General features: G+C 73.5%; 21 protein-coding genes and 1 pseudogene. 11 read left to right on the top strand and 11 right to left on the bottom strand.

Translation table 11 applies throughout. The features are described 5' to 3' along the window. Positions 1–4: 4 nt before the first annotated feature. The 5 genes from ACZ6C6_RS27580 to ACZ6C6_RS27560 are packed head-to-tail and all read right to left on the bottom strand — an operon-like array spanning position 5 to position 9,451. Positions 5–898 (bottom strand): formylglycine-generating enzyme family protein, encoded by an 894-nt coding sequence (locus ACZ6C6_RS27580; protein WP_469206339.1) that lies wholly within the window; start codon positions 896–898, stop codon positions 5–7. Beyond that, positions 895–2,277 carry a condensation domain-containing protein gene (locus ACZ6C6_RS27575; RefSeq protein WP_469206337.1) on the bottom strand — a complete coding sequence of 461 codons (1,383 nt, stop codon included), beginning with the start codon at positions 2,275–2,277 and terminating at the stop codon, positions 895–897. The genes ACZ6C6_RS27580 and ACZ6C6_RS27575 overlap by 4 nt, the downstream gene beginning before the upstream one ends. 45 nt (positions 2,278–2,322) lie before the next feature. After that, positions 2,323–3,660, bottom strand: a complete 1,338-nt coding sequence (locus ACZ6C6_RS27570; RefSeq protein WP_469206335.1) for a nucleotide disphospho-sugar-binding domain-containing protein — start codon at positions 3,658–3,660, stop codon at positions 2,323–2,325. An 11-nt stretch (positions 3,661–3,671) separates the two neighbouring features. Next, complete coding sequence (locus ACZ6C6_RS27565; RefSeq protein ID WP_469206333.1) at positions 3,672–5,225, bottom strand: MFS transporter; 1,554 nt, start codon at positions 5,223–5,225, stop codon at positions 3,672–3,674. Positions 5,226–5,236: 11 nt separating this feature from the next. Next, positions 5,237–9,451, bottom strand: a complete 4,215-nt coding sequence (locus ACZ6C6_RS27560; protein ID WP_469206331.1) for a glycoside hydrolase family 38 N-terminal domain-containing protein — start codon at positions 9,449–9,451, stop codon at positions 5,237–5,239. Between the two features lie 305 nt (positions 9,452–9,756). Between ACZ6C6_RS27560 and ACZ6C6_RS27555 the strand changes: the two genes are divergently transcribed. The 5 genes and pseudogenes from ACZ6C6_RS27555 (at position 9,757) to ACZ6C6_RS27535 (ending at position 13,425) form a co-directional block, all read left to right on the top strand. Further along, a complete protein-coding gene (locus ACZ6C6_RS27555) occupies positions 9,757–10,320 on the top strand; it encodes a dTDP-4-dehydrorhamnose 3,5-epimerase family protein (protein ID WP_469206329.1) in 564 nt (187 codons plus the stop codon). A 26-nt stretch (positions 10,321–10,346) separates the two neighbouring features. Beyond that, positions 10,347–10,769 (top strand): annotated as a pseudogene (locus tag ACZ6C6_RS27550) (pyridoxamine 5'-phosphate oxidase family protein); the annotation flags it as partial. A 30-nt stretch (positions 10,770–10,799) separates the two neighbouring features. After that, positions 10,800–11,027 carry an acyl carrier protein gene (locus ACZ6C6_RS27545; RefSeq protein ID WP_469206544.1) on the top strand — a complete coding sequence of 76 codons (228 nt, stop codon included), beginning with the start codon at positions 10,800–10,802 and terminating at the stop codon, positions 11,025–11,027. Continuing rightward, complete coding sequence (locus tag ACZ6C6_RS27540) at positions 11,024–12,244, top strand: glycosyltransferase (protein ID WP_469206327.1); 1,221 nt, start codon at positions 11,024–11,026, stop codon at positions 12,242–12,244. Before ACZ6C6_RS27545 ends, ACZ6C6_RS27540 begins: the two co-directional genes overlap by 4 nt. Beyond that, positions 12,229–13,425, top strand: a complete 1,197-nt coding sequence (locus ACZ6C6_RS27535; RefSeq protein WP_469206325.1) for a glycosyltransferase family 4 protein — start codon at positions 12,229–12,231, stop codon at positions 13,423–13,425. The genes ACZ6C6_RS27540 and ACZ6C6_RS27535 overlap by 16 nt, the downstream gene beginning before the upstream one ends. On the opposite strand, the gene ACZ6C6_RS27530 is transcribed toward ACZ6C6_RS27535, so the two are convergent. Next, positions 13,403–14,212, bottom strand: a complete 810-nt coding sequence (locus tag ACZ6C6_RS27530) for a thioesterase domain-containing protein (RefSeq protein ID WP_469206323.1) — start codon at positions 14,210–14,212, stop codon at positions 13,403–13,405. The genes ACZ6C6_RS27535 and ACZ6C6_RS27530 overlap by 23 nt on opposite strands. 229 nt (positions 14,213–14,441) lie before the next feature. On the opposite strand from ACZ6C6_RS27530, the gene ACZ6C6_RS27525 reads away from it, so the two are divergent. The 4 genes from ACZ6C6_RS27525 to ACZ6C6_RS27510 all read left to right on the top strand — a co-directional run bounded on the left by ACZ6C6_RS27525 (position 14,442) and on the right by ACZ6C6_RS27510 (position 20,168). Next, complete coding sequence (locus ACZ6C6_RS27525) at positions 14,442–16,520, top strand: HAD-IIIC family phosphatase (RefSeq protein ID WP_469206321.1); 2,079 nt, start codon at positions 14,442–14,444, stop codon at positions 16,518–16,520. 151 nt (positions 16,521–16,671) lie between these two features. After that, positions 16,672–17,742, top strand: coding sequence for a glucose-1-phosphate thymidylyltransferase (locus ACZ6C6_RS27520; protein ID WP_469206319.1), 1,071 nt, complete (start codon positions 16,672–16,674; stop codon positions 17,740–17,742). A gap of 66 nt (positions 17,743–17,808) precedes the next feature. After that, positions 17,809–19,176, top strand: coding sequence for a nucleotide sugar dehydrogenase (locus tag ACZ6C6_RS27515; protein ID WP_469206317.1), 1,368 nt, complete (start codon positions 17,809–17,811; stop codon positions 19,174–19,176). Next, positions 19,173–20,168 (top strand): NAD-dependent epimerase/dehydratase family protein, encoded by a 996-nt coding sequence (locus tag ACZ6C6_RS27510; RefSeq protein ID WP_469206315.1) that lies wholly within the window; start codon positions 19,173–19,175, stop codon positions 20,166–20,168. The genes ACZ6C6_RS27515 and ACZ6C6_RS27510 overlap by 4 nt, the downstream gene beginning before the upstream one ends. 159 nt (positions 20,169–20,327) lie before the next feature. Here the strand turns inward: ACZ6C6_RS27510 and ACZ6C6_RS27505 are convergent, their stop codons facing one another. The 3 genes from ACZ6C6_RS27505 to ACZ6C6_RS27495 form a co-directional block, all read right to left on the bottom strand. Continuing rightward, a complete protein-coding gene (locus tag ACZ6C6_RS27505) occupies positions 20,328–20,984 on the bottom strand; it encodes a maleylpyruvate isomerase N-terminal domain-containing protein (protein ID WP_469206313.1) in 657 nt (218 codons plus the stop codon). Positions 20,985–21,012: 28 nt separating this feature from the next. Beyond that, positions 21,013–22,530, bottom strand: coding sequence for an ArnT family glycosyltransferase (locus ACZ6C6_RS27500; protein ID WP_469206311.1), 1,518 nt, complete (start codon positions 22,528–22,530; stop codon positions 21,013–21,015). 229 nt (positions 22,531–22,759) lie between these two features. Further along, positions 22,760–23,590, bottom strand: coding sequence for a helix-turn-helix domain-containing protein (locus tag ACZ6C6_RS27495; protein WP_469206309.1), 831 nt, complete (start codon positions 23,588–23,590; stop codon positions 22,760–22,762). A gap of 84 nt (positions 23,591–23,674) precedes the next feature. Between ACZ6C6_RS27495 and ACZ6C6_RS27490 the strand changes: the two genes are divergently transcribed. Then, the gene (locus ACZ6C6_RS27490) at positions 23,675–24,499 is read left to right on the top strand and encodes an alpha/beta fold hydrolase (protein ID WP_469206306.1); all 825 of its coding nucleotides are present in this window, start codon (positions 23,675–23,677) and stop codon (positions 24,497–24,499) included. 12 nt (positions 24,500–24,511) lie between these two features. Beyond that, entirely contained in the window at positions 24,512–25,738 is a 1,227-nt protein-coding gene (locus ACZ6C6_RS27485; protein ID WP_469206305.1) for an FAD-dependent monooxygenase, read from the top strand. Positions 25,739–25,762: 24 nt separating this feature from the next. On the opposite strand, the gene ACZ6C6_RS27480 is transcribed toward ACZ6C6_RS27485, so the two are convergent. Further along, entirely contained in the window at positions 25,763–26,158 is a 396-nt protein-coding gene (locus ACZ6C6_RS27480) for an SRPBCC family protein (RefSeq protein WP_469206303.1), read from the bottom strand. A gap of 3 nt (positions 26,159–26,161) precedes the next feature. Continuing rightward, the gene (locus ACZ6C6_RS27475) at positions 26,162–26,761 is read right to left on the bottom strand and encodes a CGNR zinc finger domain-containing protein (protein WP_469206301.1); all 600 of its coding nucleotides are present in this window, start codon (positions 26,759–26,761) and stop codon (positions 26,162–26,164) included. Positions 26,762–26,815: the final 54 nt, after the last annotated feature.

Raw genomic sequence — 26,815 nt, 5'->3', positions numbered from 1 at the left:
TACATCAATCGTCTTTCGCGCACCGGAATCCGTGCGCGAAACTGGCCCATCCGCTGGGGTCGCCGTGCATTCTTTCGGCGCAGCGCACCTGGTACCGGAGATTCATCCAGGAGCCGCCGCGGATGACGCGGTACCGGCCCAGGGCCATGCGCACGGTCGGGTCGCAGTCCACCGCGTCGTCGTAGAGGTGCGAGAGCGTCGACGTCCACTCGTAGACGTTGCCGGCCATGTCGGCGCAGCCGAACGGGCTGTCGCCCCGGCCCGAGAAGGCGCCCACCGGCGTCGTACGCGGCAGCGCCCCGCGGCGGGCGCACTCCGCGGCCCACCACTCCTGCCATGCCGCGTACGAGGTGAACGAACGCGCGTGGAACTCCGTGGTGTTGGCGTTCCCCGCGTCCCAGCTGTCGCCCCACGGCCAGATCCTGAACCCGGTCCCGCGCGCCGCGAACTCCCACTCCGCCTCGGTCGGCAGCCGCTTGCCGGCCCACCGGGCGTACGCGCTCGCGTCGCCCCACGAGACGTGGACGACCGGGTGGTCCTCGTATCCGCTCACCGTGAGCCCGGGGCCGCCGGGCGCGTCCCAGCGGGCGCCGGGCTGTTCCACCCAGCCCCCCGCCCCGTAGACGAGGCTGAAGCCGCGCTCCTCCGCGTCGGTCCGGTAGCCGGTCTCCGCGACGAACCTGCCGAACTCGCCGACCGTCACCGGGTACTGGTCGATCAGGTAGGGGGCGACGGTGCGCGCGACGACCGGGGTCTCGTCGGCGAACCACAGGCGCGGGAACGGCTGGTCCGCCTCCTCCAGGAGGTCGAGCACCCGCTCCGGCGAGCCCTGGAGGAACTCGCCGCCCGGGACCCGGACCATCCGGCCGGTCGCGATCGTGGTCCCCGTCGCGCTCATGCCGCACGCGCCACGGGGGCGGCGGCCTCGGCCAGCAGCTCCCGCAGGACCTCCCGGTACTCGTCGGCCATCCTCACCACCGTCTCCCGGTCGAAGCGGTCGGTGCGGTACATCAGGTTGCCCATGGCCTCGCCGGAGGGCTCGAAGCTGAGTGTCCACAGGGCGCCGTCCGGGAGCTCGGAGACCACCGGGGCCGACTGCGGCTGCCAGGGGATCTCGGAGAACGCCGGGACACCGGCGTCGGGGTCGCCCTCGTCCTCCTCCAGGGCGTTGGCGCGCGGGAACACCTGGAAGGTGACCGGCGCGTGGTCGTCCCGCATCGCGAGGGACATGAGATCGGGCAGCGCCTCGAAGAGCTGGATCGCGGGGATGTCGTGCGCGTAGGCGTCCAGGCAGGTGGCACGGGTGCGGCGCAGCAGCTCCCCGACGTCCGCGCACCCGGCCAGGTCGACCCGGAGCGGCAGGAAGTTGAAGAACGAGCCCACGGTGTCGTTGAACTTCCCGTTGGCGCGCCCGGGGGTGTGCGTCGACACCACGACGTCGGTGGCGCCGGTGATCCGGTGGACGAGCCGGTAGTACGCGGCGAGCAGCACCATGAACGGTGAGCAGCAGGCGTCCTTGGCCAGCGCGGTCGCCCCGGAGACGAGGTCCGCGCCGACCGTGAACCGGTAGGCGGCGGTGACGGACGGCAGCCCGGCGGACTTGAGGTGGTCGGTCCTGAGTGCGGTCAGCCGGGCGTCGCGCAGCTTCCGCCGCCAGTGGTCCAGCGATCTGGCCGTCGCCGCGCTCCTCGCCTGCTCCCGCTCCCAGGCGACGAACTCGTGGTACGGCCGTACGGGCGGCAGCTCGGCCTCGGTGCCGTTCTTGCGGGCGGTGTAGTACGCGGCGAGGTCCCGGGCGAGCAGGCGCATCGACATGCCGTCGGTCGCGGTGTGATGGGTCTGGAGGAGGAGCACCGCGTCGCGCGTGTCGAAGCGGAGGAGCACGGCCCGCAGGTGGGGCAGCTCGTTGATGTCGAGCGTCCCGGCCTCGATCTCGCGGCGCAGCTCCTGTGCCCGCCGCGCCCGTTCCGCCACCGGGACGCCGGGGCACTCCCGGATGTCGAGGCGGGGCGGGGTGGCGGGGAAGACCCGCTGGTGGCCGGCGCCCGCCTCGCGGACGATCTGGCTGCGCAGCGGTTCGTGCCGTTCCACCACGTCGGTCAGGGATCCGCGCAGGTGGTCCGGGTCGACCGGACCGGTCAGCCGCCAGACGCCGACCATGTGGAACCGGGGTCCGAAGGGGCCCGACTCGTCGCCCGAGTCGAACATGCGGAGGAACTCCTGGTTGAACGACAGCGGCAGCCGGGTCGGCCCGTCCGCGGCGCTGGATGCGGTCATGCCTGCGTACTCCTACTCCTGTGACGTGCGGGCTTGCGGGCGGGCTCAGCGGGCGAGGGCGAGCTTTTCGAGGGTCGGGACGATGTCGCTGGGGCTCGGCGACGCCATCAGGTCCATCCGCAGCCGCTCGGCACCGCCGCGGAACGCCGGGTCGGTCAGGATCCGGGTGACCTGTTCGCGTATGACCTCCACGGACGGGCTGCCGAGGTCCATCACCTCGCCCGCGCCGAATCCGGTGATGTAGGCGCCGGTCACCGGCGCGAGCTTGTACCGGGGATAGGCGATCCGCTCGGACGGCGGCTCGTCCTTCTTCTTCCCGTCGCTCTCCGGGAAGTCCACGACGATCTGCGGGACCCCCACGCAGCCGGCGGCGGCCATGGTGCCGATACCGCCGTGGTGGATGAGGAGTTGGCAGGTCTGCATCAGGTTGTCGAGCGGCAGGTAGTCGACCACCCGGATGTTCGCGGGGAGTTCGCCGACGTCCGCGAGCTGACCGGCGTCCAGTGTCGCGACGACCTCGATGTCCAGACCGCCCAGCGCGTCCAGCAGCGTCCGGACGTACCCCCAGTCCGTGGCCGGTACGTACTTGCGTACCGAGAGCCCGAGCGAGAGCGCGACGCGCGGCCGTTCCGGGACGGGGTACAGCCAGTCGGGCATGGCCGTCTGGGCGGTGTGGGGTATCCACCGCATGGGGAGCCGTCGGGTGTCCACGTCGAAGTTCATGCCGCTGGGCACCACGTCGATCGTCCACTGCCCGTAGAGGGTGTCGTGGTCGATCGGGACGTCGTACCGCTCGGCCATCGCCCGGATCGTCTCGACCATGGGGTTGGGCTCGTCGGGCGCGTCCGGTCCCTCGGTCAGCTTCTCGTACAGGTCGAGGAACCAGCCGTTGTAGTCCGTCCCGGACTGCCGGGCGTGCCGGGCACCGACCGCGCGCGCGGCGATGGCCGCGCCGGGCATGCAGGGGTCCCAGATGACCAGGTCGGGCTGCCAGCTGCGGAAGAAGTCCACCATCCCGTCCATGGCGGGCAGGGGTTCGTCGGGCGAGCCCTGGAAGGGGGTGAAGTCCCACATCGCCGGCAGGAAGCCGTGGCAGATGGTGCCCCACTCCATTTCGTTCTCTTCCGGGACCCCCAGTGCCTCGGTGATGCGGGTGACTTCCTTACGGGCCTGCGGCCAGGCCCCGGTCGGTCCGGTGGGTTCGGGCATCTCGTCCGCGCCGCACATCTCCTTGAAGGTGAGGCCGGACGCCGTGACCGCGGGGCCGAGCGTGGGGTGGGAGACGACGACGACGTCATGTCCCGCGGCGCGCAGCGCCCAGGCCAGAGGGACGAAGGGGTAGAGGTGGGCGGCCGCGGGCCAGACCGCGAAGGCGACACGCATGGGAGGGCTCCTTACTCGTTGTCTTCGGACGGTTCGGGCGAGGAGCCGATCGGCCGGACGCCGCGCAGGGTCTTGTGGGCGACGAACGCCAGCCCGAGGAAGAGCAGCATGGCCAGCAGCGCCACGGAGGTGGCTCCGGTGTTGAAGGTGTCGCGCGCGGCCGCCAGGACCTGACCGCCGGCCCGGGCCGGGAGCCGGCCGGCGGCGTCGATCGCGTGGGGAAGGGTCTCGTTGATCGCGGAGGCGGTCTTTCCGGTGACGGATTCGGGGACGTTCACATGTCCGGCGTAGAAGGCCGTCATGAGGCTGCCGAAGACGGCGACGCCGAGCGCGGAGCCGAATTCACCGCTGATCCCGCTCAGAGAACCGGCCGAACCCGCCCGCTCCTGCGGCACCGCCTGCATGACCAGCTGGCCGCTCAGCACGCCGACGGGGCTGGTCCCCAGCATCACGACGCACAGCCCGCCGATCAGTGTGGCCACCCCGCTCACCGCGGTCATCCGCGTCAGCACGGCCTCGCCGGTGGCGGCGAGCAGCAAGCCGCCGGTGAGCACCGCGCCGGGTGGGAAGCGCTTCGCGAGCATCGTGGACAGATGCACCCCGAGGATCGCCATCGAGACCGGCAGCGTCATCCACAGGGCAGTCTCGAACGCCGAGTAGCCATCCACGAGTTGGAGGTGCTGGTTGAGCACCAGGCCGTTGCCGCTCTGCACGATCCCGACGAGCAGGAACACCAGCAGCGTCGGGCCGACCGTGCGGACCCGGAAGAACCCCATGTCGACCAGCGGGTCGGCAAGCCGGCGCTGGCGGCGCGCGAAGGCGACGCCGAACGCCAGCCCGACCGCGATGGCCACCAGGGGGAGCACGGACAGGCTGCGGGCCAGGGCGGTCAGGCCCCAGATGGCCGGGAGCATCGTCGCCAGCGACAGGCCCACGCTGACGAGGTCGAGCGGCTGCGCGGAGTCGTCCCGGGACTCGGGCAGCACGAACGGCCCCACCACCAGCAGCAGCACCATCACCGGCACGGCGATGAGGAAGGTGGATCCCCACCAGAAGACGCCCAGCAGGAAGCCTCCGACGGTGGGGCCGAGCAGCACACCGAGCATCGCCGCGGTCGCCATCATCGAGAAGGCGGTGGCCATCTTCTTGGGGTCGGGGAACATCTCCTTGATCAGGGCCATGACGGCCGGGCCGATGGTCGCCCCGGCGATGCCCAGCAGGGCACGCACCACGATGAGGACCGCCGGACTGTGCGAGAGCGCCGCGAGCACCGACAGGACCGCGAACGCGGCGGCACCGATCAGCAGCAGCTTCCGGCGGCCGATCCGGTCGCCCAGGCGTCCGATGGTGACCATGAACCCGACGACGAAGAAGCCGTAGATGTCGATGATCCACAGCGCTTCGAGGTTGCTGAGGGACAGGTCGCTGACCATGTAGGGGATCGCCAGGAAGATGACGCCGAGGTCCAGCATCACCAGCATCATCGGCAGCAGGAGTACGACGAGACCGAGCCACGCCTTCCTTCCGGACGGCCCGGTCTCCCCCCTCGCGGGTTTCTGACTCACGGAAATGCTCATCATGCTCCTGTACTCAAGGGCTCGTGGTGGTTGCCCGGCCGGGCGGGCTCGTGCGCGCGGATCGTCAGGGGGACGGCCGGGGTGTAGTGGATGTCGCCGTACGCCATGACCTTGACCAGCGCCCAGGACGCGGCCGGGTCCGTGCCGTGCGGCACGCGCACCGGGTAGGCGAGTTCGGCCCGGGCGCCGGGGCCGAGGGCGAACGCCCGCGTCCACGGACCGGTGAAGTCCCAGGTGCCGTACGGGGTGATGAGCTGGGCCTCGCCGCGCACCTCGTCCAGGCTGTGGTTGGTCAGCCGGACCCTCAGTTCACCGTCTCCCCCGGCATCGACCACCAGCTCCGGCGTCACCGTCTCGACGGTGAGCCGCCCCTCCTCGCCGGGGGCGCCCGTCCGGACGGTGGCGACGTCCTCGACCGGCGGGCAGCCCTCCCCGGCCAGCCGGGCCGTGAGGTGCCGGATGCCCGGGGGCGCGCCCTCCTCGGGGCGCAGCAGCACGTCGAAGCACCGGTGGTCGTCGTCCAGGTCGAAGCGCAGCTCGTCCGGCGCGCTCGCGGTGACGCCCGGCGGGACGGCCAGTTCCACGATGCCGGACGCCTTGCCGACGGCGGAGACCGTCACCCGCACGGACACCGGTCCGGTGAGGTCGATGTCCCGGGGCTCCACGTACACGGTGGCCGGCTGGTGGCCCAGCGGTGCGGCGCCCTTGTTGTGGAGCCAGTACCGGGCGAACACCGGTTCCTCCGGCGCGGTGCCGGGTCCGGGGCCAGGGGCCGGGGCGTCGGGCACGGCCGTCGCGGTGACGGTCGCCGCCGGGCCGAGGGCGAGGCGGAGTGTGCCGTCGCCGGTGTCCAGGGGTGCGCGGGGCTGTTCGTGGAGGTCGGCCTCGGCTCCGTCGTGGAGCGGGACGAAGGAGTGGACGCGGGCCTGCGTGGCGCGGCCGCGGGTCTCGTAGCAGCGCAGGGTGATGCCCGCACCCGGGTCGCCGTGCCGGGGCTTGAGCGCCGTGACCACGACGTTGTCCGGTTCGGCCCGGAGCAGGCTCGCCGAGGCGGGCAGCTCGCCGTCGTGGGAGTCGGTGAGCCTGGTCAGGAAGCGGCTGTTGTACGCGTGGCCGGCCCGTACGAAGCCGGCGTCCCGCCAGTCCCCGGCGCCGCTGACGAGGGCGTATTCGAAGGTGTGGCTCCAGTGCTGGAGGGCGAAGCTCGATCCGTCGGGGGCGGTGCGCTGCGGCGGTTCGATCCAGCTCCCGGCCGGCCAGCCGCTGCACGCCCGCAGGAGGGACAGGCAGAGCGTCCCGTCGGGCTCGACCACGACTCCGGGGGTGCCCCGGTGAAGCACCGCCGCCGAGTGGTCCTCCAGCACCTCATCGGCGGGGACGGCGTCGGGAGCCCCGGGCTGCTCGATCCGGATCTCCGCGCCGGACAGCCCGGCGGCGAGGTCCGTGACGGCGCCCGCGAGGGCCGGGCCGTCGTGCCCGGCGACGACGAGGACGGGCAGGTCCCGTGCGCCGCGCAGGTCGGTGCCCGGCGCCCACATCTCCGTACGGGAACGGGTCGCCGGGACCCAGAGGCGGGCCGTGCCGTGCTCCTTGAGCAGGGCGTCGAGCCGGGTGGTGTACCAGTCACCGGCCGCCGCGAGGACGCGGGCCGTGAAGGCGTTCTCGGCGGGCCCGCCCACGCTCACCCGGACGTCGGGGAGGTTGGAGTCGACGTCGAGCGAGCCGTACCGGGAGCCGTCCGGGCGCGAGGTGGTCGCCGTGACGCCCTGCTGGGCGAGGGCGGCGACCAGGGCGCGCACCGCCGCGTCCCGGTCCTCGCCGCGCCCGTGGTGTGCGACGACCTCGGCGACACCGATCGCCTGCGTGGCGACGGGCACGCCGTGGCTTTCGAGGACGACGCGTGCGGCGGAGGAGAGGCCCGCCCAGTTGTACGCGGGGCTGTCGAGCGCGTACGGATGCTCGGCGACGTCCAGCCGGGACGAGCCGAAGGTGCGCCCGATGACCGCGTTGCCCACCTCGTACACCGGCCGGGCGCCCGTGATGTCCAGCGGGAAGCGGACGCGCAGCAGCCGGTCCTGACCGGTCGCGCCGTCCACCCGGGTCCGGAACTCCAGGCGGTCGAGCCCGTGGAGGAGCGTGATCTCGGTGGTGATGCGGAGGTCCTCGATGCGGCAGGCCGAGACCAGGCGCAGGCCGGCCGGGGACGTCTCGACGTGCACCTCGGCCGGTGCTCCGGACGGGGTGCGGCGGCGACCGGTCGGGACGATGTGCCACGGCCCCTTTCCGAACGCCGGGTGGTCGGGGTACTCGTCGTCCAGGACCGGCCCGGCCGCCTCGCCGGGCCGCAGCAGCTCCTTGCCGGTGCGCTTGTCCAGGACGCGGGTCAGCGCGCCGCCGCGCGCCGGGTCCGCCTCCACGAGGAAGACGTCGTTCTCCGCGCGGTGGCCCTCGGTCCGTTGCCAGCCCTCCTCGGCCGGGGCCGCCGCGTCCACGAGGCGGAACACCCGGTGGCCGGTGGCGGGGACGCGGGCGGCCACGAACGACAGGGTGACGGTGGCGAGTGCGCCACCGGGGTGCCGGGAGACGCCCGTGGCGACGGCGGGGACCTCCTGGCCCTCGGCGTCGAGCACCCGCACTCCGGCCGGGCCGTCCTCGGGGAGGCCGACGGTGACGGTGGCGAGGTCGGTGCGCTCCCAGGACTGGGTGTTCACGACCAGCAGCGGGCGCCCGGCGCCCCGGGTGTCCGTGCGCCCGGCCAGGTGGGCCAGGGCCTCGTCGCGCGCCCCGGCCCCCAGCTCGTACGCCTCCCGCCAGCCGGCCGCGAGGTCGAGGTAGACCTGGTCGGAGGTGACGCCGGTGATCCCGTCGTGGTGGGCGCCGAAGAACAGCTGCCGCCAGGCCTTGTCCAGGGCCCCTTCGGGGTAGGGCGCGCCGAGGACGGTGGCCAGCGTGGACAGCTTCTCCGCTTCCAGGACCGCCGTCTCGGCGGCGCGCTGGGCCTGCTTGATGTCGATGTACGAGACGTCCTTGCCGGGGTAGACCGGGTTCATGTCGCGGGACTGCGGGGTGAACGCGATCCGGTCCCGGTCCGCGTCCTCGCGTACCCGGGTGAAGAACTCGCCGGGCAGCGCGACGACGAACCGGGGCCACACGTACCGCTCGTTCCAGTGGCGGTGGATCTCGGTCGTCCAGCGGCCGGGGGCCACGTGGTTGTAGCCGACCGGGAGGAGCACGTTGCGGGTGGACGCCACCCGCTTCAGGGTCCGGAACTGGTGGTAGGCCTCCTCCTCCGCCTCGGCGAGGGTGTCCACCTCGTTGAGCCGCCATCCGGCGGGGTAGTGGTGGGCGAGGTAGCAGGCCGGCAGCCCCGTGCCGTCCGGCCCGATCCACTCGATCTCGCTGGCGAACTGCATCCCGGTGTCGTCGCCGCCGGTCACCTGCGGCCCCCACTGGTGGAACGGGCCGCGCGCGAAGGCCAGTTCGGTGAGCCCGGCACCGGCCATCAGGGACGGGAACGCCGGGTCGTGCCCGAACACGTCGAGCATCCATCCGGTGCGCGGTTCGCCGCCGATCAGGCCGCGCTGGAAGCGCACCCCGTGGGCGATGTTGCGGATGGTGGCTTCCAGGCTCGTCAGGTTGGTGTTCGGCTCGTTGTACATGCCGCCCACCAGCTCGATCCGCCCCTCGGCGATGAACCGGCGCAGGTCCGCCCGGTCCTCCGGGCGGACGTCCCAGTACGGCTTGAGGTAGTCGAACTCGGCGAGGACGAACTTGTAGTCCGGGTCCCGGCGGGCGAAGTCGAGATGGGCCCGTACGAGGTCGAAGGCGGCGGCCTGGTGGGGCTTGCGGAGCTTCTGCGCCTCGGCCGGCTGGGAGTCCCACTCGGAGAGATAGCCGGCCTGGGTGTTCCACCAGAAGGGGTCGTAGTGGAAGTGCGGGACCATGAACATCGTCCACCCCGGGGCGGCCGCGACGAGTTCGGCGGCCGTCTCCCGGCGCCGGCCCGCCGCCTCGGCGGACACCGTCACGGCGAGGCGTGTTCCCTCCTCGGTGCCGGGGCGGACGGCGACCGGCACGTCGAGGACGCGTTCCTCGCCGGGCCGCGGCGCCGTCACGACGACCGGCCGGGGCGTGGTCACGCCGGCGCCCTCGATCCGGACGGTGACCGGCTCCCCCTCGCGTACGGACTCCGCCCCGCGGTTGGTCAGGGTCACGCGCTGCACCTGTAGCGGATGCCGCTCCGAACCCACGAAGAGTTCGGTCGAAACCACCTGGTCGATGTCCACGAAAAATCTCCGGCCTTCACGCCCCGTCGAGCTCGGTCGTCCAACGTCCTCGGCGGCGCCGCCGGATGTCATCTCCCCGGTTGCGCTGCCCGCCCCCGCAGGCCGTTCCCCTGCATCGGCCGCCCCGGCCGGCAACCAGGAAGATGCGCGCGCCCGGGCGGCCGGGCACGGTGACGGCCGGACGTCATCCACGGGTGCCACGGCCTCACGGCCGCCAACAGAAGGGTCGGACGATGAAGCCGCTGGGAATCCCAGGTGCCTGGACCGAGGAGAAGAAGCTGTTCCGCGACGACCGCGGCAGCTTCCACGAGTGGTTCCGGAACGACGCGCTCCACACCGCGGCCGGCCGGGAGATGGACGTCCGTCAGGCCAACTGCGCGGTGTCGCGGAAGGGCGTCCTGCGCGGCATCCACTTCACCGACAGCCCGCCGGGCCAGGCCAAGTACGTCACCTGTCTGCGGGGCGCGGTGGTCGGCGCGGTCGTGGACATCAGGGTCGGCTCCCCGACCTTCGGCCAGTGGCGTACGGCGGAACTGGACGACAGCAACTGCGCCGCGCTGTACGTCTCCGAGGGCCTGGGCTTCGGCTTCATGGCCGTCAGCGAGGAGGCGACGGTCATCTACCTCAGCTCCGCCACGTACGACCCGAAGCGGGAACACGGGCTGGACCCGCTCGATCCGGAGCTGGGCATCCAGTGGCCCGCGGACATCGCGCCCGTCGTCTCCGACCGGGACGCGAGCGCACCGAGCCTGGCCCGCGCCCGAGAACTCGGGCTGCTCCCCGTCCACTCCGATTGAGCAACGAGCGACCCCAGGAGGGCCCCATGGCACTGCCCCCGCACGAGCGTGAAGCGTTTCTCGCCGAGCCGCACATCGGCGCCCTGTCCGTCGCCGCCCTCGAACCGGGGCGGGCGCCGCTCACGGTCCCGATCTGGTACGCCTACGAGCCCGGCGGGGAGCTGTGGATCCTCACGGCCACCGACTGCCCCAAGCACCGGGCGATCGAGGCGTCCGGACGGTTCTCGCTCATGGTGCAGCGCACCGAGCCGACGACCCGTTACGTCACGGTGGAGGGGCCCGTCGTCGACGTGGTGCCGGGCAAGGAGGAGGAGCTGCGGCGGGAGCTGGCCAAGCGCTATCTCCCCGCCGACCAGGTGGAGGGCTACCTCGCCATGGCCCGCGAGGTGTACTCCGCCAGCGTCCAGATCCGGATACGCCCGGAGCGCTGGCTCTCCGCCGACTTCGGGGGCCAGGGGGCGCAGTTGTCCGCCGAGGAGGTGCGTGCCGCGCTCGGCGATGTCTGGTTCGACGCGGTGGGCGTACGCCCGCGCGACGAGGACGACTTCTTCGGTCTGGGCGGCGGGTCCATGGAGCTGGTCATGCTGCTCATGGCGGTGGAGGACCGGCTCGGGGTGAACATGTCGATGGACGAGCTCTTCACGGACGAGTTCACGTTCGGCGCGAGCGTGGCCGCCGTCGTCCGTGCCCTGGACGCGCCTCGGTGACCAGGTTCCTGCTGCTCGCCCACGGTACGCGCGGTGACGTCGATCCGTTCGTCGCGCTGGCCGGCGCGCTCGTGCGGCGGGGCCAGGACGTCACCGTCCTCACCCACGCCCCGTACGAGGAGGCCGTCGCGGCCACGGGGGCGGACTTCCGAGCGGTGGACGATGCGGCGGGCTACGCGCGCCATCTGCGTCGCGCCCGGGACCTGCTGGGCGGGCGGCACCGCACCCGCGTCGCCGACTACTACGGCGACGCGGACCTGTTCTTCGACCGGGTGTCCGTGGCCGGCGGCTTCGGGCAGATCCGGCGCGAGGCCGAGGTGATCGCCGACGCCGGCGACGACACCGTGCTGGTCGGCCGGCTGGCCTCCTGCCTGTCCGGGCTGATGGCGGCCGAGCTGACGGGCAGCCCGGTCTGCCAGGTCTCGCTGTCCCCCTTCCAGTCGATGACCGCCCCGATGACCGCGCTGCACCTGGCGCGATCGGCCGGGGCCGGGCTCAACGCCGTCCGGGCCGGACTCGGACTCCCCCCGGTCACCGGCTGGTCGCGGTGGCTCCTGCGGGCGGACCTGACCGTCGGTATGTGGCCCCGGTGGTTCGACGCGGCGGGACCGGCTTCCCCCGGTCCGCCGGTGCTGACCGGCTTCCCGCTCGGGGACCGGTCCGCCGGGGAGACCCGGCGGGTCCCGGTCCCGGACGCCGGCCGGGAGGACGTCGTCGTGGTCACCGGCGGCACGGGCCGGATGCTGCATCCCGCCTTCTACTCCTCGGCCGTCGCCGGACTGGCCGCGGCCGGACGGCGTGGCATCGTCGTCACCCCGCACACGGACCTGGTCCCCCGCGTACTGCCGCCCGGGGTGGTGCACCGGACCTCGATGCCCTTCGCGGACGTCCTTCCGCGCGTGGCCGGTGTCGTGCACCACGGCGGGATGGGCACCCTCGCGCGAGCCCTAGCCTCGGGCACCCCCCAACTGCTGCTCGCGGACGGCGCGGACCGGCCGGACAACGGCGCCCGGCTGGAACGGCTGGGCCTCGCCCGGAGCCTCGAAGCGCGCGACTGGTCCGCCGGGACGGTCGGACGCGAGATCGCCCGGCTGGGCCCGGCGGGCGCGCAGGATCTGATGAGCGGTCCGGACCCCGTGGAGCTGCTGACGGACCGGGTCGTGGCGCTCGCCGGCGGGGCGCGGGCGAAGAACGCGGAACGGTGGGCGGTCCGGTGAAGGTGCTGCTGGCGCAGAACATGTACTACCTGCCGTCGCACGGCGGGGCCAACAAGTCGAACCGGCTCATCTTGGAGCGGCTCGCCGGGCGCGGCCACGCGTGCCATGTGGTGGCTCCGATGACGGGGCGGCTGAGCCACATCGGCCCGGACCGGATGCCCGGCTACCTCGCGGAACGCGGCGGCGAAGTCCTCGAACACACCGACCGGGTGCTCCGGTACCGGCACGAGGGCGTCACCGTGCACGGTGTCCTGCGCGCCCGGGACCTGCCGCGCACGGTGATGGACGTGGCGGGGGACCTGCGGGCCGACTGGACGCTCGTCCCCTCCGACGACCCGGGCATGATGATGCTCTCGGCGGCGCTGCGGTCGACGGAGCGCGTCCTCTATCTCGTACACACACTTCAGCAGCTGCCGTTCGGGCCGCGTTCGTTCCGGCCCAGCAGGGCGGCGACGGCGATGATCGGGCGGTCGGCCGGGCTGGTGTCGGTGAGCCGGGCGGCGCAGGAGTACGTGGAGCGGTGGGCGGGTCTGGGCTCCGAGCTGATCTACCCCGACATCTACTCCTGCGCACCGGTCCGCGAACCGCGGCCCGCCGCGCAGAAGTACGTCACCCTCGTCAATCCGTGCGGTTACAAGGGGATCGACGTCTTCCTCGCCCTGGCGGACGCGCTGCCGCGCGTGCCCTTCCTCGCCGTGGAGAGCTGGGGCATGACCGACCGGGACCGTGCGGCGCTCGCCGCGCGGGCAAACGTCGTCGTGCACCCGGGCGCCGACGACATGGAAGAGGTGTACGGGCGCACCAAGGTGCTGCTCATGCCGTCGCTGTGGGACGAGACCTTCGGATATTGCAGTGTGGAGGCCATGTTGCGGGGCATCCCGGTGCTGGCGGCCGACGTCGGCGGATTGCGTGAGGCGAAGCTCGGGGTGGGCCGTCTCCTTCCCGTGCGGCCCATCACGCGCTATCCGGGCGCCGGGCCGGTGGCCCTTCCGGATGCCGAGATCCCCGCGCAGGACGTGGGGCCGTGGCTGGACGCGCTGCGGGGCCTGCTGGAGGACGAGGAGGGCTACGGGCGGCTGTCCCGGGAGTCCCGCCGGGCGGCGCGCGGGTTCGTGGCGGGTCTGGACCCGGACGCGATCGAGGCGTACCTGACGCGGCTCAGTACCCCAGCGCCTCGTTGACGGCGGCGGCGATGGCCCGGGCGGGTCCCGGCTCCATCATCTCCGTGTGACGGCCGTCGACGCGGCGGGCGAGGACGCGGCCGCCGACGAACGGCTGCCAGGACCGCCGGGCGGGGCCGCCCGGCGCGGAGGGTTCGAGGCTGAGCGCGTCGCCGTCGAACACCCTGGTGACCGGGGTCCGGTACAGGTGCTCGTTGGTGCGGTAGACCTCGTACACCGCGTTCAGCGCCTGTTCCGTCAGACGGCGCATGGGGTGCCCGGTCCGCACGAGATGGGCGCTGAGGGACACGTGGTCCAGGGGGAGGCGGCACAGGCGCGCCAGTCCTGCGTCCAGTTCGTCCGTGCCGGGCGGCAGCAGCATGGCCCGCAGGATCTCCTCGGGGCCGGGCAGCGGCTCGGGCACGGGCGGCGAGGTGCTGACGAGGGCCAGGAGGCTGACGTGATCGCCCTGTTCGCGGAGCCGGCACGCGATCTCGAAGGCCAGCCGGCCGCCCACGCACCAGCCGAGCAGCCGGTACGGCCCTTCGGGCCGGACGCGGCGGATCTGCTCGGTGTAGTCCTCCGCCATCTCGTCGAGGGAGGACGGCAGCCCGGCCGCCGTCACCAGGCCGCGCGCCTGGACGGCGTGGACCGGCACCCGCGCGTCGAGGTGCGGCAGCAGGCCGGCGTACGGCAGTCCGAAGCCGCTGCCGGGGTGGACGCAGAACAACGGGGCGTCGCCGCCGCCGCGCCGCAGCGGCAGCATCACGTTCCGGTCGGCGGTGGGCCGTTGAGTGGGTGCCGTCATCTCGTCTCCCCGGGAAAAGTCCCCCAAGGCTCCTCGCCGGTGTTTCCGGATGTCATCCTCCCGATTGCGGACGCGCGCCCCCGGCGCATTCCGCGCGGGCCGGGAAAAGGGCGCGCAACCGGGAAGATGACACGCACGGCGCCGACGCGAATTCTGGGTGCGCAGAAATCGCGCCGGTTGGCCCGCCCTTCGCCGCTCGCGACGCCGAGGCGCCGGCAAAGGAGGCTTTGTGTACCCCGCGAATCGCTCCCCCGAGCCGATCCGGATCAGGCTCGCGTCCACTTTCACCGCCGACCCGCTCGCCGATGTACTGGAATTCTGGGGCGACGAACTGGGATGGGAGCTGGAAGCCGCATTCGCGCCCTACGGGCAGGTGTTCCAGGAGCTCCTGACCGCCCGGGACGAACCGGCATCCCCCCGCCCGGCCGCGCGGGTGCTCCTCCTGCGCCTGGACGACTGGCTCGACGAGGGCACCCGCCTCTCCGAGTCGGTGGCCGACCTGGCGGCGGCCGTGCGCACGACGGCCACGCACGGCGGCAGCCCGGTCGTCGTACTGCTGTGCCCCTCCCCGCCGGACGGGCCCGACGCCGTACGGGCCGCCGAGGACCAGCTCGTCGCCGCCCTGAGCGGGGTGCCACGGGTCCAGGTCGTCCCCTCGGCCCGGGTCCTGGCCGGCTTCCCGGAGTGCGGCTGGCACGCCCCGTACACCGACCGGCTCGGCGCGGTCCCCTACACCGGGGCGGCGTTCGCCGCGCTCGGGACGGTGGTCGCGCGGGCGGTCCACGCCTGGGTGGCGCCCCGGCCGAAGGTGATCGCGGTGGACTGCGACAACACCCTCTGGGACGGCGAGATCGCCGAGGGCGGCATCACCGTGCCGCCCGCCCGCCGGGAGCTGCAACGGATGCTGGTGGACCAGACGCGCGCCGGCCGCCTGGTCTGTCTGTGCACCCGCAACGACGAGGCGGACGTCCTCGGCGTGCTCCGGGACCACCCCGGCATGGTCCTGCGGCCCGAGCACGTGATCGCGGTCCGGGCCAACTGGCGGCCCAAGTCGGAGAACCTGCGCTCGCTCGCCGGCGAACTGGACCTGGGCCTCGACACCTTCGTGTTCGTGGACGACGATCCGCTGCAGGTGGCGGAGGTGCGCGCCGCGGCCCCCGAGGTCACCGCGCTGCACCTGCCCGCCGACGCCGGAGCGGCGGCCGCGTTCCTGACCCGCTGCTGGCCGCTCGACGCTCCGCAGGTGACCGCCGAGGACGCCCGCCGGACCGCCAGCTACCGGGACAACCACCGCCGCGAGGAGGTACGCCGGCAGTCGGCGACGCTCGCGGACTTCCTGGACCGCCTCGAACTCGTCGTGACCGTGCGCCCCCTCGCCGCGCCCGAGCTGGACCGGGCGGCCCAGCTGACCCAGCGCACCACCCAGTTCAACCTCAGCGGCGTCCGGCGCACGGCCGGGGAGATCGCCGCCCTCACCGACCGGGGCACGGAGTGCCTGGTGGTCGATGTCCGCGACCGCTTCGGCACCTACGGCGTGGTGGGCCTCATGCTCTTCGGCGCCCGTGACGCGGCGCTGTGCGTGGACACGTTCCTGCTGAGCTGCCGTTCGACCGGCCGCGGCGTCGAGCACCGGATGCTCGCCCACCTGGGACGGCTCGCCGAGGAACGCGGGCTGGCCGAGCTCCGGCTGCCGTACGTGCCCACCGCCCGCAACGTCCCGGCCGCCGACTTCCTGGAGGAGGCCGGGGGCAGCTGGGAGGCCGGGGAGAGCGAGGAGGCGTACGAGGACGGGCGCCGCGTCCGTGTGCTCTCCGCCGGACGGGCCGCGGCCGCCCGGCACACGCCGGACCGGGGGGCGCCCCGGCGGGAGGCGACGGCCGGCAAGGCACCGGACCGCTCCTCCCCGGGCGGCCGGGCGGCACGCCGGGACGCGGCGGAGCTGGTCCACCGCACCGCCGAGGAGCTGGCGACCCCGGCCCAGGTGGTCGCCGCGATGCGGGCCCGGCGGATGGACGGCGGCCGGCACGCGGTGGCCGGGTCCGGCGCCGTACCGCCGCGCACACCGCTCGAAGCGCGCGTGCTGCGGCGCTGGGAGGAACTGCTCTCGCCCCGGCCGGTCTCGGTGCACGACGACTTCTTCGAACTCGACGGCGACTCGTTGAAGGTCGTCCAGTTCCTGGGCTGGGTGTACGAGGAGTTCGGCGTCGAACTCCCCGTCGGCGCCTGGTCCGTGGGCTCGCTGACGGCGGCCGACGCGGCGGCGGCGATCGAGGAGGCGCTGCACCCGGCGGCCGTCCCGGCCTCCTGAACCCTGCGGTGCTTCCCCGCTCCGGAGCACGGCAATCCAAGAGATGACCCGCCCGCCCGCGTGGGATGGGATAGGCGTTCGGTGGGCGGCCTCTGCCCATCCGGACGCATTCCGGTCCGGCACCGGAAGCGACTACGGAAGGCAGCGGATCGTGAAGGCACTGGTATTGGCGGGCGGTTCCGGAGTTCGCCTCCGGCCCTTCACCTACTCGACCCCGAAAGCGCTCATTCCCCTCGCGAACAAACCGGCCCTCGAATATGTCGTCGCCCATCTCCGCGATCTCGGCGCGCGGGACATCGGTCTGGTCGTCGGCGACTGGGCGGACGCCATCGCGGAGGCGATGGGCGACGGATCCCGCTTCGGGGTGCGCCTCACCTGTCTGCGGCAGGAGCGGCCGCTGGGCCTGGCCCACGCGGTGCGCACGGCCCGCCCGTTCCTGCGCGACGACGACTTCCTGCTGCATCTCGGGGACAACGTGTTCCCGAACGGCGCGGCCTCCCTCATCGAGGAGTTCCGGCGGGCCCGCCCGGCCGCGGGGCTCGTGGTGCAGCAGGTCGCGGACCCGCGCGCGTACGGAGTGGCGGAGGTGGCGGCGGACGGCGCGGTGCTGCGGGTCACGGAGAAACCGGCGCAGCCGCGTACCGACCTCGCCGTGCTCGGCCTGTACTACCTCACCTCCGCCGTCCACGAGGCGATCGGCTCCATCGCGCCGAGCGCCCGGGGCGAGCTGGAGATCACGGACGCGATCCAGTGGCTCATCGACCGGGGACGCACGGTCGAGGCGAGGCGGTACAGCGGCTTCTGGAAGGACATCGGCCGCGCCGACGACGTCCTCGCGTGCAACCGCCGGCTCCTGGACGACCTCGTCCCGGCCGTCGACGGGCACATCGACGCGGCGAGCGAGATCCGCGGCCGGGTCGTCATCGAGCCCGGCGCCCGGGTGGTCCGCTCCCGCGTCCACGGCCCCGCGGTCATCGGCGCCGGCACCCTCGTCGAGGACAGCTGGATCGGCCCGGGGACCTCCGTCGGGCGCGACTGCGTTGTGCGCGCCACGCACCTGTCCGACTCGATCGTCCTCCAGGGTGCCCGCGTCCACACCCCGCGCGGTTTGTACGGGTCCCTCGTCGGCCGGTACGCCACCGTCGGCCAGGCGGAGCCGGACGAACCGGCCCACCGCCTCGTGGTCGGCGACCACGCGCGCGTCGAAATCATCGCGGCATGAGGACCGGCCCCTGCGATGCGCCGGCCCGCGCGTTCCGAAGAACCGCCCCCCGATCAGGAGACTGCCATGGCTGACGACCGGATACCGCCCGAGGACCACGGATCACCGGACGGGCCCACCGTGGCCGTGGTCGGACTGGGATACGTGGGCTCCTGCCTGGCCGCGACGCTGGCCGACCGGGGCTCGCACGTGGTGGGGGTGGACGTCGACACCGCCCTCGTGGACGAACTCGGCGCGGGGGTCGTCCGCTTTGCCGAGCAGGGGCTGAAGGACATGGTGGGTCGTACCGTCTCGGCGGGGCGGCTCCGGGTCACGACGGACTTCACCGCGGTCACCGCCGCCGACGTCGTGGTCATCGCCGTCGGCACCCCGGCCCACGACGACGGCTCGCTGGACGACCGGCAGTTGCGCGGCGCGTGTCTGGCCCTGGGCGGCCACCTCCGCGAGGGGCAGCTGATCGTGGTCAAGAGCACGGTCACACCCGGCACCACCAGGAGCCTGGTGGCCTCGTCGCTCGGCAGCGGTGGTCTGCGCGCGGGCGCCGACTTCCTGCTGGCCTACAGCCCCGAACGGCTCGCCGAGTCCACCGCGCTCGCCGAGCTGCGCGCGTTCCCCATCGTGGTCGGCGGGCTCGACGCGCCGAGCACCCGGGCGGCGGCGGACTTCTGGCGGCGCGCCCTGGGCGTCAAGGTGATCGAGCAGGACTCCCTCGAAGCGGCCGAGATCGTGAAGCTGGCCGACAACTGGTGGATCGATCTCAACATCGCCCTCGCCAACGAACTCGCCAAGTTCTGCGCGCTGTACGGGGTGGACGTCCTCGACGTCATCGACGCGGCCAACTCCATCCCCAAGGGCAGCGGCCACGTCAACATCCTGCGCCCGAGCGCCGGTGTCGGCGGCTCCTGCCTCACCAAGGACCCGTGGATGGTGTGGCGGGCGGCACGCGGCCACGACGTGGACCTCCTCACCGTACCGGCGGGCCGCGCGGTCAATGACGGCATGCCCGAGCACACCGCGCGGCTGATCACCGACGAGCTGACCGCGCTCGGCAAGGACCCGGCCGCTTCGACGGTCGCGGTCCTGGGCGTCGCCTTCAAGAACAACACCAGCGACCTGCGCAGCAGCCCCGCCCGGGCGGTGGTCCGGGCGCTCGCGGCGGCGGGGGTGCGGATACGCGTCCACGATCCGCTGGTGGACACCGTGCAGGCGGAGGAACTGCTGGGCGTACGGCCGAGCGCCACGGTGGACGAGGCGGTGCGCGACGCGGACTGCATCGCCGTGCTGGCCCTGCACAAGGAGTTCGAGGACATCGACTTCGGTGGGCTGGCCGTCGCCGACTCGTGCGTCGTCATGGACGGGCGCGCCTATTACTCGAAGGAGAAGATCGCCGTGCTGCGTGGGCTGGGCTACCGCTACCTCGGGATCGGCCGATGAGCGCGCGGCGTGTGGTCGTCACGGGCGGCTGCGGGTTCGTCGGAAGCCATCTGGTGGAACGCCTGGTGGCCCGCGGCGACGAGGTGACCGTCTTCGACGCCGCGCCGTACCCGGCCGACATGGACGACGACGTGCGCAAGCAGGCGCTCCACGTCCGGGGCGACATCCGGGACGCCGACGCGCTCACGGCCGCGATCCCTCCCGGTACCGATGCCGTCTACCACCTGGCCGCCGTCGTCGGCGTGGACCAGTACCTCGCCCGGCCGCTCGACGTGATCGACGTCAACTTCACCGGCACGCGCAATGTGCTGGAGGCGGCGGCCCGGGCCGGGGCGAAGGTGGTGGCGGCGAGCACCAGCGAGGTCTACGGCAAGAACCCGGTCGTGCCCTGGGCCGAGGACGGGGACCGTGTGCTCGGCCCCACGACCGCCGACCGCTGGACGTACTCGACCAGCAAGGCGCTCGCCGAGCACATGACCTTCGCGTTCGCCCGCCAGCACGGCCTGGAGGCGACGGTCGTCCGCTACTTCAACGTGTACGGGGCCCGTCAGCGCCCCGCGTACATCGTGAGCCGCACCGTGCACCGCGTGCTCAACGGCCTCGCCCCGGTGGTCTACGACCAGGGCCTCCAGACCCGTTGCTTCACCCATGTGAGCGACTGCGTCGAGGGCACCGTCCTGGCGGCGGAGAAGCCCTCGGCGGCGGGCGGCGTGTTCAACATCGGCAGCATGGACGAGACCACGGTCGGCGAGGTGGTGCGCCTGGTCGTCGGACTCGCCGGGTCGGAGGGTGCCGTGATCGAGGTGGACACGAAGGACCGGCTCGGACCGGCGTACGAGGACCTGCTGCGCCGGGTCCCGGACAACTCCAGGGCCAGGAGCGAGCTCGGCTGGACCTGCGGAACGTCCCTGCGCGACGGACTGGCCGACACCATCGCATGGGCCCGCGCCCATCCGTGGTGGCTCGCCCTACCCGACAACGGCGCGCTCTGAGCCGGGCCCCGCGAGCAGGGCGAGGGTCCTGCGGCGGGGCAGGAGGCGGGTGGTCAGGAGGACGAGCAGGCGGCCGGCCCCGCCCCGGGACCGTGGTCGGCCCGTCCTTCCCGCGCAGGGCGCGCAGGGCAGCCGCGACAACCTGACGCTTCGCCCGCTTCAACCGAGGATGTACGGGAGCCGCGCCGCCAGGTCGCCCAGGGCCGCCGTCTGCGCGGCGGTCGGTGTGCTGCGGCCCGTGCCGATCCGCAGCGCGTCGGCGTCCGTGAACGAGGCGGGGAACGCGGTCCCCGCGACGGCCTCCAGCGCGGTGCGGGCCACGGACAGGGTCCCGGCGGGCGGCCCGGGGACGGCGGGCAGGTGGGCCACGAGGTCGAGGTGGTGCAGGGTGCCTTCGAGGACGTACGCCGAGAGGTAGTCGGCGACCGTGAGGACCATGTCCTGCGTACGGACCCGGGCGGCCGGGTCCGCGAGACCGGCGGCGCGGACGGCCGCCGTGCCGACGTCGTCGATGTGGTGCTTGAGCCAGCGCGGTTCGCCGTACGCGGCCGCCAGCCGGGGGATCAGCGCGTCGAGCGGGTCGTCACCCGTCGGAGGTCCTGGCAGGAGGTTCCAGTAGCCGGGCGCGTCGGCCGTGGCGGGCTCGTGGGCGGGGGTGACCAGGGTGATCAGGACGTCCTGCGCGTCGATGACCAGATGGCACACCAGGTCCCGGACGAGCCACCCCGTACAGCCCGAGGGTTTCCCGAAGTCCTCGTCGGGAAGGCCGGCCACGGCGTCGAGCAGCGCCGTCCAGGAACGCGAGAAGGAATCCATGGGCCCACGCTAGGGGGTGTTGTGCGCCTCATCCGTAGTGACGGAGCTCCGGCCACATCTCGCCCCAGGGGCGGCGCGGCCCCGTACAGACGTAGACATGACCGCCCCATTCCACGTTGTGCATGCCGTACGGATTGGTGAGGCCGGCGGCCACGGTTACGTGCCGGAAGTACCGGCGCAGCCGGGTCTCGTAGTCGGGGGCGTGATCCGGGCCGGGGGCGACCGCCAGGACCGTGGTGGCGGCCGGGTCGCCGGGGCCCCACCACCAGTCGGTGTTGTGGGCGCTCACGGCATGCGGCAGGCCGGTGCCGCGCCCGAGTTCGTTGATGGCGCCCGCCTCCCCGTAGTCGGCCGTGTAGATCACCGCGTGTGCGCGCTGCTCCGGCGGGAGACCGTCCCACACCCGGCTGACGGTGCCGACGAGTTGGGGCCAGCCGAGGGTCTCCCCCGTGTTCGTGCTGACGCCGTACGTCCAGGCGACCGCGCTGGCCGGCAGGACGGGCAGGACGATGACGGCGAGCAGCGCGGTCGAAACGGCGGTCGCGGTGATGAGGGAGCGCACGCGGTCGCGGCGGGCGCGCAGCCACCCGTCGAGCCCGACGGCACCGGCCGCCAGCAGGCACACGTACAGGCCGCCCAGGTAGTAGATCTGGGCGCCCGTGGTCACGGCGAACAGCACGAACAGCACGGCATACGCGGCGACCAGGCACTGCCACACGGGCCGGCCGGAGCGCCACAGGAAGCGCAGGCCCGCGAACCACAGGACCGCCGTGGCGAACCCGGCCGTCGCGAGCTGGCCGACGATCCAGGTGGGGATGTGGCCGGGGCCGCCGTTCTTCTCGTTGAGCGCCCGGGTCATCTCGAACATGGCCCAGTCGTGGTGCGCCTGCCACCACAGGTCCGGCAGCACGAGCAGCACGGCGAGCACGGCCCCCGCCAGGAGCCACCGGTCGGCCACCGTGCGCCGGGCCGGGCCGAGCAGGACGGCGGCCACCAGGACGGTCCCGAGGATGCCGGCGAGGTGGTTGAACTCGGCCCCGATCCCGACGAGCGCCCCGGCCGCGAGCCACCAGCGGGTGTCGCCGGTGCGGCCGATCCGTACGACCACGAGCGCGATCGCCGCCCACGCCAGCACCTCGTACGACGTGGTGTTGGCGAGGTGCGCGCCGCCCAGGAGCACGGGCATGGCGGCAGTCGCGACCGCCGCGACGAGCTGCGTCCGCCGGGCGCCGCCGAGCTCCCGCGCCGTCAGCCCGCCCACGACGACCGTGCCGGCGGCGGCGAGCGCGGGCCAGAGCCGCAGCCCGGCCTCCGACACGCCGAACAGTTCCAGCGAGAGGCGCGCCAGCAGCGGGGCCAGGACCGGCTGGTCCACGTAACCCGCCTGGAGGTGCCGGGCGGAGTCGAGGAAGTACAGCTCGTCGATGTGGAAGCCGTAGCGCGTGGACAGCGCCATGAGGAGGACGAAGACCCCGCCGGCGACGAGGAGGACGCGGCGGTCGGGCGGGGCGGGATGGCGACTGGCGGTGTCCGTCGCGTCGGCCATGTCGTCCGCCCCCCGGTGCCCGTGTCCGGGGCGTCGTGTGACCCCGGCGACCCCGCGCGCTGCGGGCCGCCCACACCCTAAGCCCCTTCCCTGTCAGTGGCGTTGGGGCCTCAGGCTTCCTGCGGGGCGGCCCACTCCACGAACTGGACGACCACACCGTTGGGGTCGGTGATCTGGAAGAGGCGTTCGCCCCGCCCACCGCGTCCTCGGGCCGCTCCAACGCCCCCCGTCAGCGCCCCGGCCAGGCAAGGTCGTCCACCGCGAGGAACGGTTCGGCGGCCAGCGTCGCCGGGGTGGCCCCCGTGAACGCCATGACGTCGCGGTGCAGGTGGGACTGGTCGGCGTACCCCGCGTCGGCGGCCACCCGGGCCGGGCCCTCGCCCGCGACCAGGCGGTGGGCGGCGTGGTCGAAGCGGATCAGGGTCGCCGCGCGCTTGGGCGGCAGGCCCAGCTGGGAACGGAAGCGGGACCACAACCGCTTGCGGCTCCAGCCGACGTCGGCGGCGAGTTCGTCCACCCGCGGCAGGCCGTGCTCCGCCGTGAGCCGCCGCCAGGCCCACGCCACCTCCGGGTCCACCGGAGCCCCGGCCCCGTACCGGCGGGTGATCAGGGCGTCCACGAGCGCGAAGCGGGCCTGCCAGGACGGGGCTTCGCCGAGCTGTTCGCGGATCCGGTACGCCTCGCGGCCCCACAGGGCGTCCAGCGGGACGACGGCGCCGTCGAGCTCGGAGGGCTCCACGCCGAGGACCGCGCGGGCGATCACCGGGGACAGCCGCACCTGTACGCATTCCACGTTCTCCCCGCGCACCCGCACCGCTCCCCCGGCACCGAGCCCGGGCCCGGCCGCCAGGCACCCGCGCTGCTGCTCACCGGCAGCGCGGTCGAGAACGGGGGTGCCGGCGCCGAATTCGAGGAGCAGCGTGACCGCGGGGTGCGGGACCATGCGCAACGCGTCCAGGTCGAGCACGCCGAACCCGGCCATCGTGACTCCGGCCACCCGGCTCGGCCGCTGCGGACGGGCGACGTCCCACACAGCCGTACCGTGCGTGAACGTGTTCACCCCTCCATGCTACGAGGGGGACCGTGCCCGCCGCCCGGAACATTCGTTCAATACGCGGGCGGGGCCGGTCGCGACAGTGGGGGCATGACTGCTTCCAGGACCACCGGATCGTCGCTCCTCACGCTGGACGACGGCGACACCATCCATGTGTGCCAGGACGGGCCGCGCGAGGCCCCCGTGTTCCTGCTGATCCACGGATCGGCATCATCGGCCCGCTCGTGGGACGCGCTGGTGCCCTTGCTGACGGCACCCGGGACACACCGCGTCGTACGGGTGGACCTGCTCGGGCACGGCGGCTCGGACAAGCCGGACGACGGCCGTTACGCGATCCCGGACCAGGCGCGGCGGACCGGCGAGGTGCTGGACCGGCTCGGTGCCGGGCGGGCCGTGGTGGTGGGCCATTCCAGCGGCGGGGTGACCGCGACGGCCCTCGCCGAGGAGCGCCCCGGGCTGGTGTCGGCGGTGGTGCTCGTCAACACCGGGCCGAACCTGGGCGCGTTCATCGCCACCGCTTCCGGCGCCGCCGGTCCCGCGCAGTGGCCGCCGAGCGACGAGCAGATCCGGCAGCTCGCGAGCACGGGCTTCAGCCGGCCCGGCTACCGGGTGCCGGACGCGCTGCTGGGCGAGGTGCGCGCCATGACGTCGCACTCCTTCACGGCCACCATGCGGGCCACCCGCGCGTATCTGGAGGAGCGGGCGCTGCCGGAGCGCCTGGCGGTGCCCGGGAAGCCACTGCTGGTGCTCTTCGGCGAGGACGACCGCCGTTGGCGCTCCTCGTCCGCCGCCGACTACCACGCGGTCCCGGGTGCCCGGGTGGAACTGCTGCCGGGGCTCGGGCACTCGCCCATCCTTGAGGACCCGCCCCGGGTCGCGGGGCCCCTGCTGGACTTCGCCGCGCTGCACGGCTGAGGGGAGGGCGTCGTGCGGATTCTCGTCTCCGGGGCCGGGATCGCCGGTCCGGTGCTCGCCCACTGGCTCACCCGGTACGGCTTCGAGGTCACCGTCGTGGAGCGCGCCCCGGCGCCGCGCAGGACCGGCGGCCACGCGGTCGACCTGTTCCGGCCCGCCGTGGACATCTCGGAGCGCATGGGGGTGCTGCCGCGCATCGAGGAGCGGGCCACCGGCACGGACCGGCTGAGCGTCTTCCGGGAGGGCGCCCGGCGGCCCGTCCGGGCGGACCTCACCAAGATCTTCGGCGGTGCCTCCGACCGGCACGTCGAGGTCATGCGCGACGACCTCACGACGATCTACCACGCCGCGACCCGCGACGACGTCGAGTACGTCTTCGGCGACTCGGTCACCTCGGTCACCTCGGCCGCCGAAGGGGCGGGCTGCGAGGTGACGTTCGAGCGCGCCGCTCCCCGCCGCTTCGATCTCGTCGTCGGCGCGGACGGGCTGCACTCCACCGTGCGCCGCCTCGTCTTCGGCGCGGACGCGGGCCGCGACTCCTTCCTCGGGGCGTACTTCGCGGTGCTGAGCCTGCCGGACGTCTCCGGCCTGGACGGGGAGTTGCTGATGCACGTCGGGGTGGGCCGCACCGCCGGGGCGTACGGGGCGCGCCATCTGGACGACGCGCGGGTCCTGTTCCTGTTCCGGAGCGCGCGCGAACTCGACTGGGACCACCGGGACGTGCCCCGGCAGAAGGAGCTGGTGCGCGGGGCCTTCGCCGGGCTGCACGCCCAGGTGGACGGGTGGCTGGGGGAGCTGGACCGTGCCCCGGCGTTCTACTTCGACTCGATCAGCCAGCTCCGGATGGACAGTTGGTCGCGGGGGCGGGTGACGCTCGTCGGGGACGCGGGCTACTGCCCCGGTCCCGCGGTCGGCGGCAGCACCACGCTGGCCGTGGTCGGCGCGTACGTCCTGGCCGGGGAGCTGGCCCGCGCCGGGGGCGACCACGAGCGGGCGTTCCCCGCGTACGAGCGGGTGATGGCGGAGCACGTACGCGGCAGCCGTGCGGTCGCGTCGAGCGCGGCGCGGACGCTGATCCCCACGTCCCGGCTGGGCGGCTGGGGCCTGGCCCAGGGCGCCCGTCTGGTCTCCGCCCTCCCGGCGGCCCCGGGCCGGGCACTGCTCCGCCTGACGACGGGCAGCGCGCGGCACTACAACGCGATGACCGTCGAGGACTACACACCGGCCGCCGCCCACTGACGGCCGGCACAGAAGCGAGAGCTCCTACGGCCGGTCCAGCGCGGCCTCCACCTGATCCATCACCCGCTGCCAGTGGGTGCGCTGCCGCTCGCGTTCCTCCGCGCTCGCCAGGTGTTCCTGGTGGAAGCGGAGCATCGTGCGGGCGCCGTCGGCGGCCGGGGCCATGGCCACTTGGAGCGTGGTGGTGCCGTGGGTGACGCGGATGCGGTCCGCCGGACGGTAGCCGCGCACCTCACCGGTCACTCCGGCGGCCGTCCGGTAGGGCGCGCCGCGCTCCGGGGTCAGCTCCGTGTCCGAGCCGAGCCACAGGGCGAGTCCTTCGGGACCGCTGATGAAGTCCCAGACGACGGGCGGGGGATGGGGCAGCGTGCGGGACACGCCGATCTGCCAGCCCGTGTCCCTGGTGAGTCCGGTGGGCATCGGTCATCCTTCCTCGGAGTGACGGGCGCGCAGCGCCCTGACCTTGTGCCGGTTGCCGCAGTGCTCCATCGAGCACCAGCGGCGGCGGCCGGGGCGCGAGGTGTCCACGTAGATCAGGTGGCAGTCCTCGGCGGCGCAGGTGCGGATGCGGTGCGCGTGGGCGCCGGTCAGCAGCTCGACGGCGTCGCGCGCGACGGTGGCGGCCAGCGCCGTGCCGGCGGGGGCGCCCGACCACCGGCGGCTGCCGTCCGGGGCGATGGCGGGAGCCAGGGCCGGGCGGGCGGCGGCCTCGTTGATCACCGCCAGGTCGCCGGGCGGGTGCGGTTCGCCGCGCGTGTGGGCGATGACCACGCGGAACAGCGCGTCGCGCAGCATCCGTAGCGCCTCGACCTCCACCGCGGAGACGGCCAGCTCGGGGGTGGGCGTCAGCCGGGAGCGTTCCGCCCAGGCGGTGACGTCGGCGGGCCCGTGCAGCACCTCGTACCGCTGGTAGGGCCCCGGGCCGCCGGTCGTCAGCAGCTCCAGGCACAGGGCGCCCGGGTCGAACCGGTAGGTGACACCGGTGACGGACCGCAGGGTCAGTCCCAGGGGCGCAGCGTTCATGTAACCAGTATAAGAGGTTACCTATGACGCGCGCCACAATCGCGCCATGTCACA

It is taken from the genome of Streptomyces sp. NPDC041814 (genome assembly GCF_055590565.1).
This window is presented reverse-complemented; position numbering and strand designations above follow the sequence as displayed.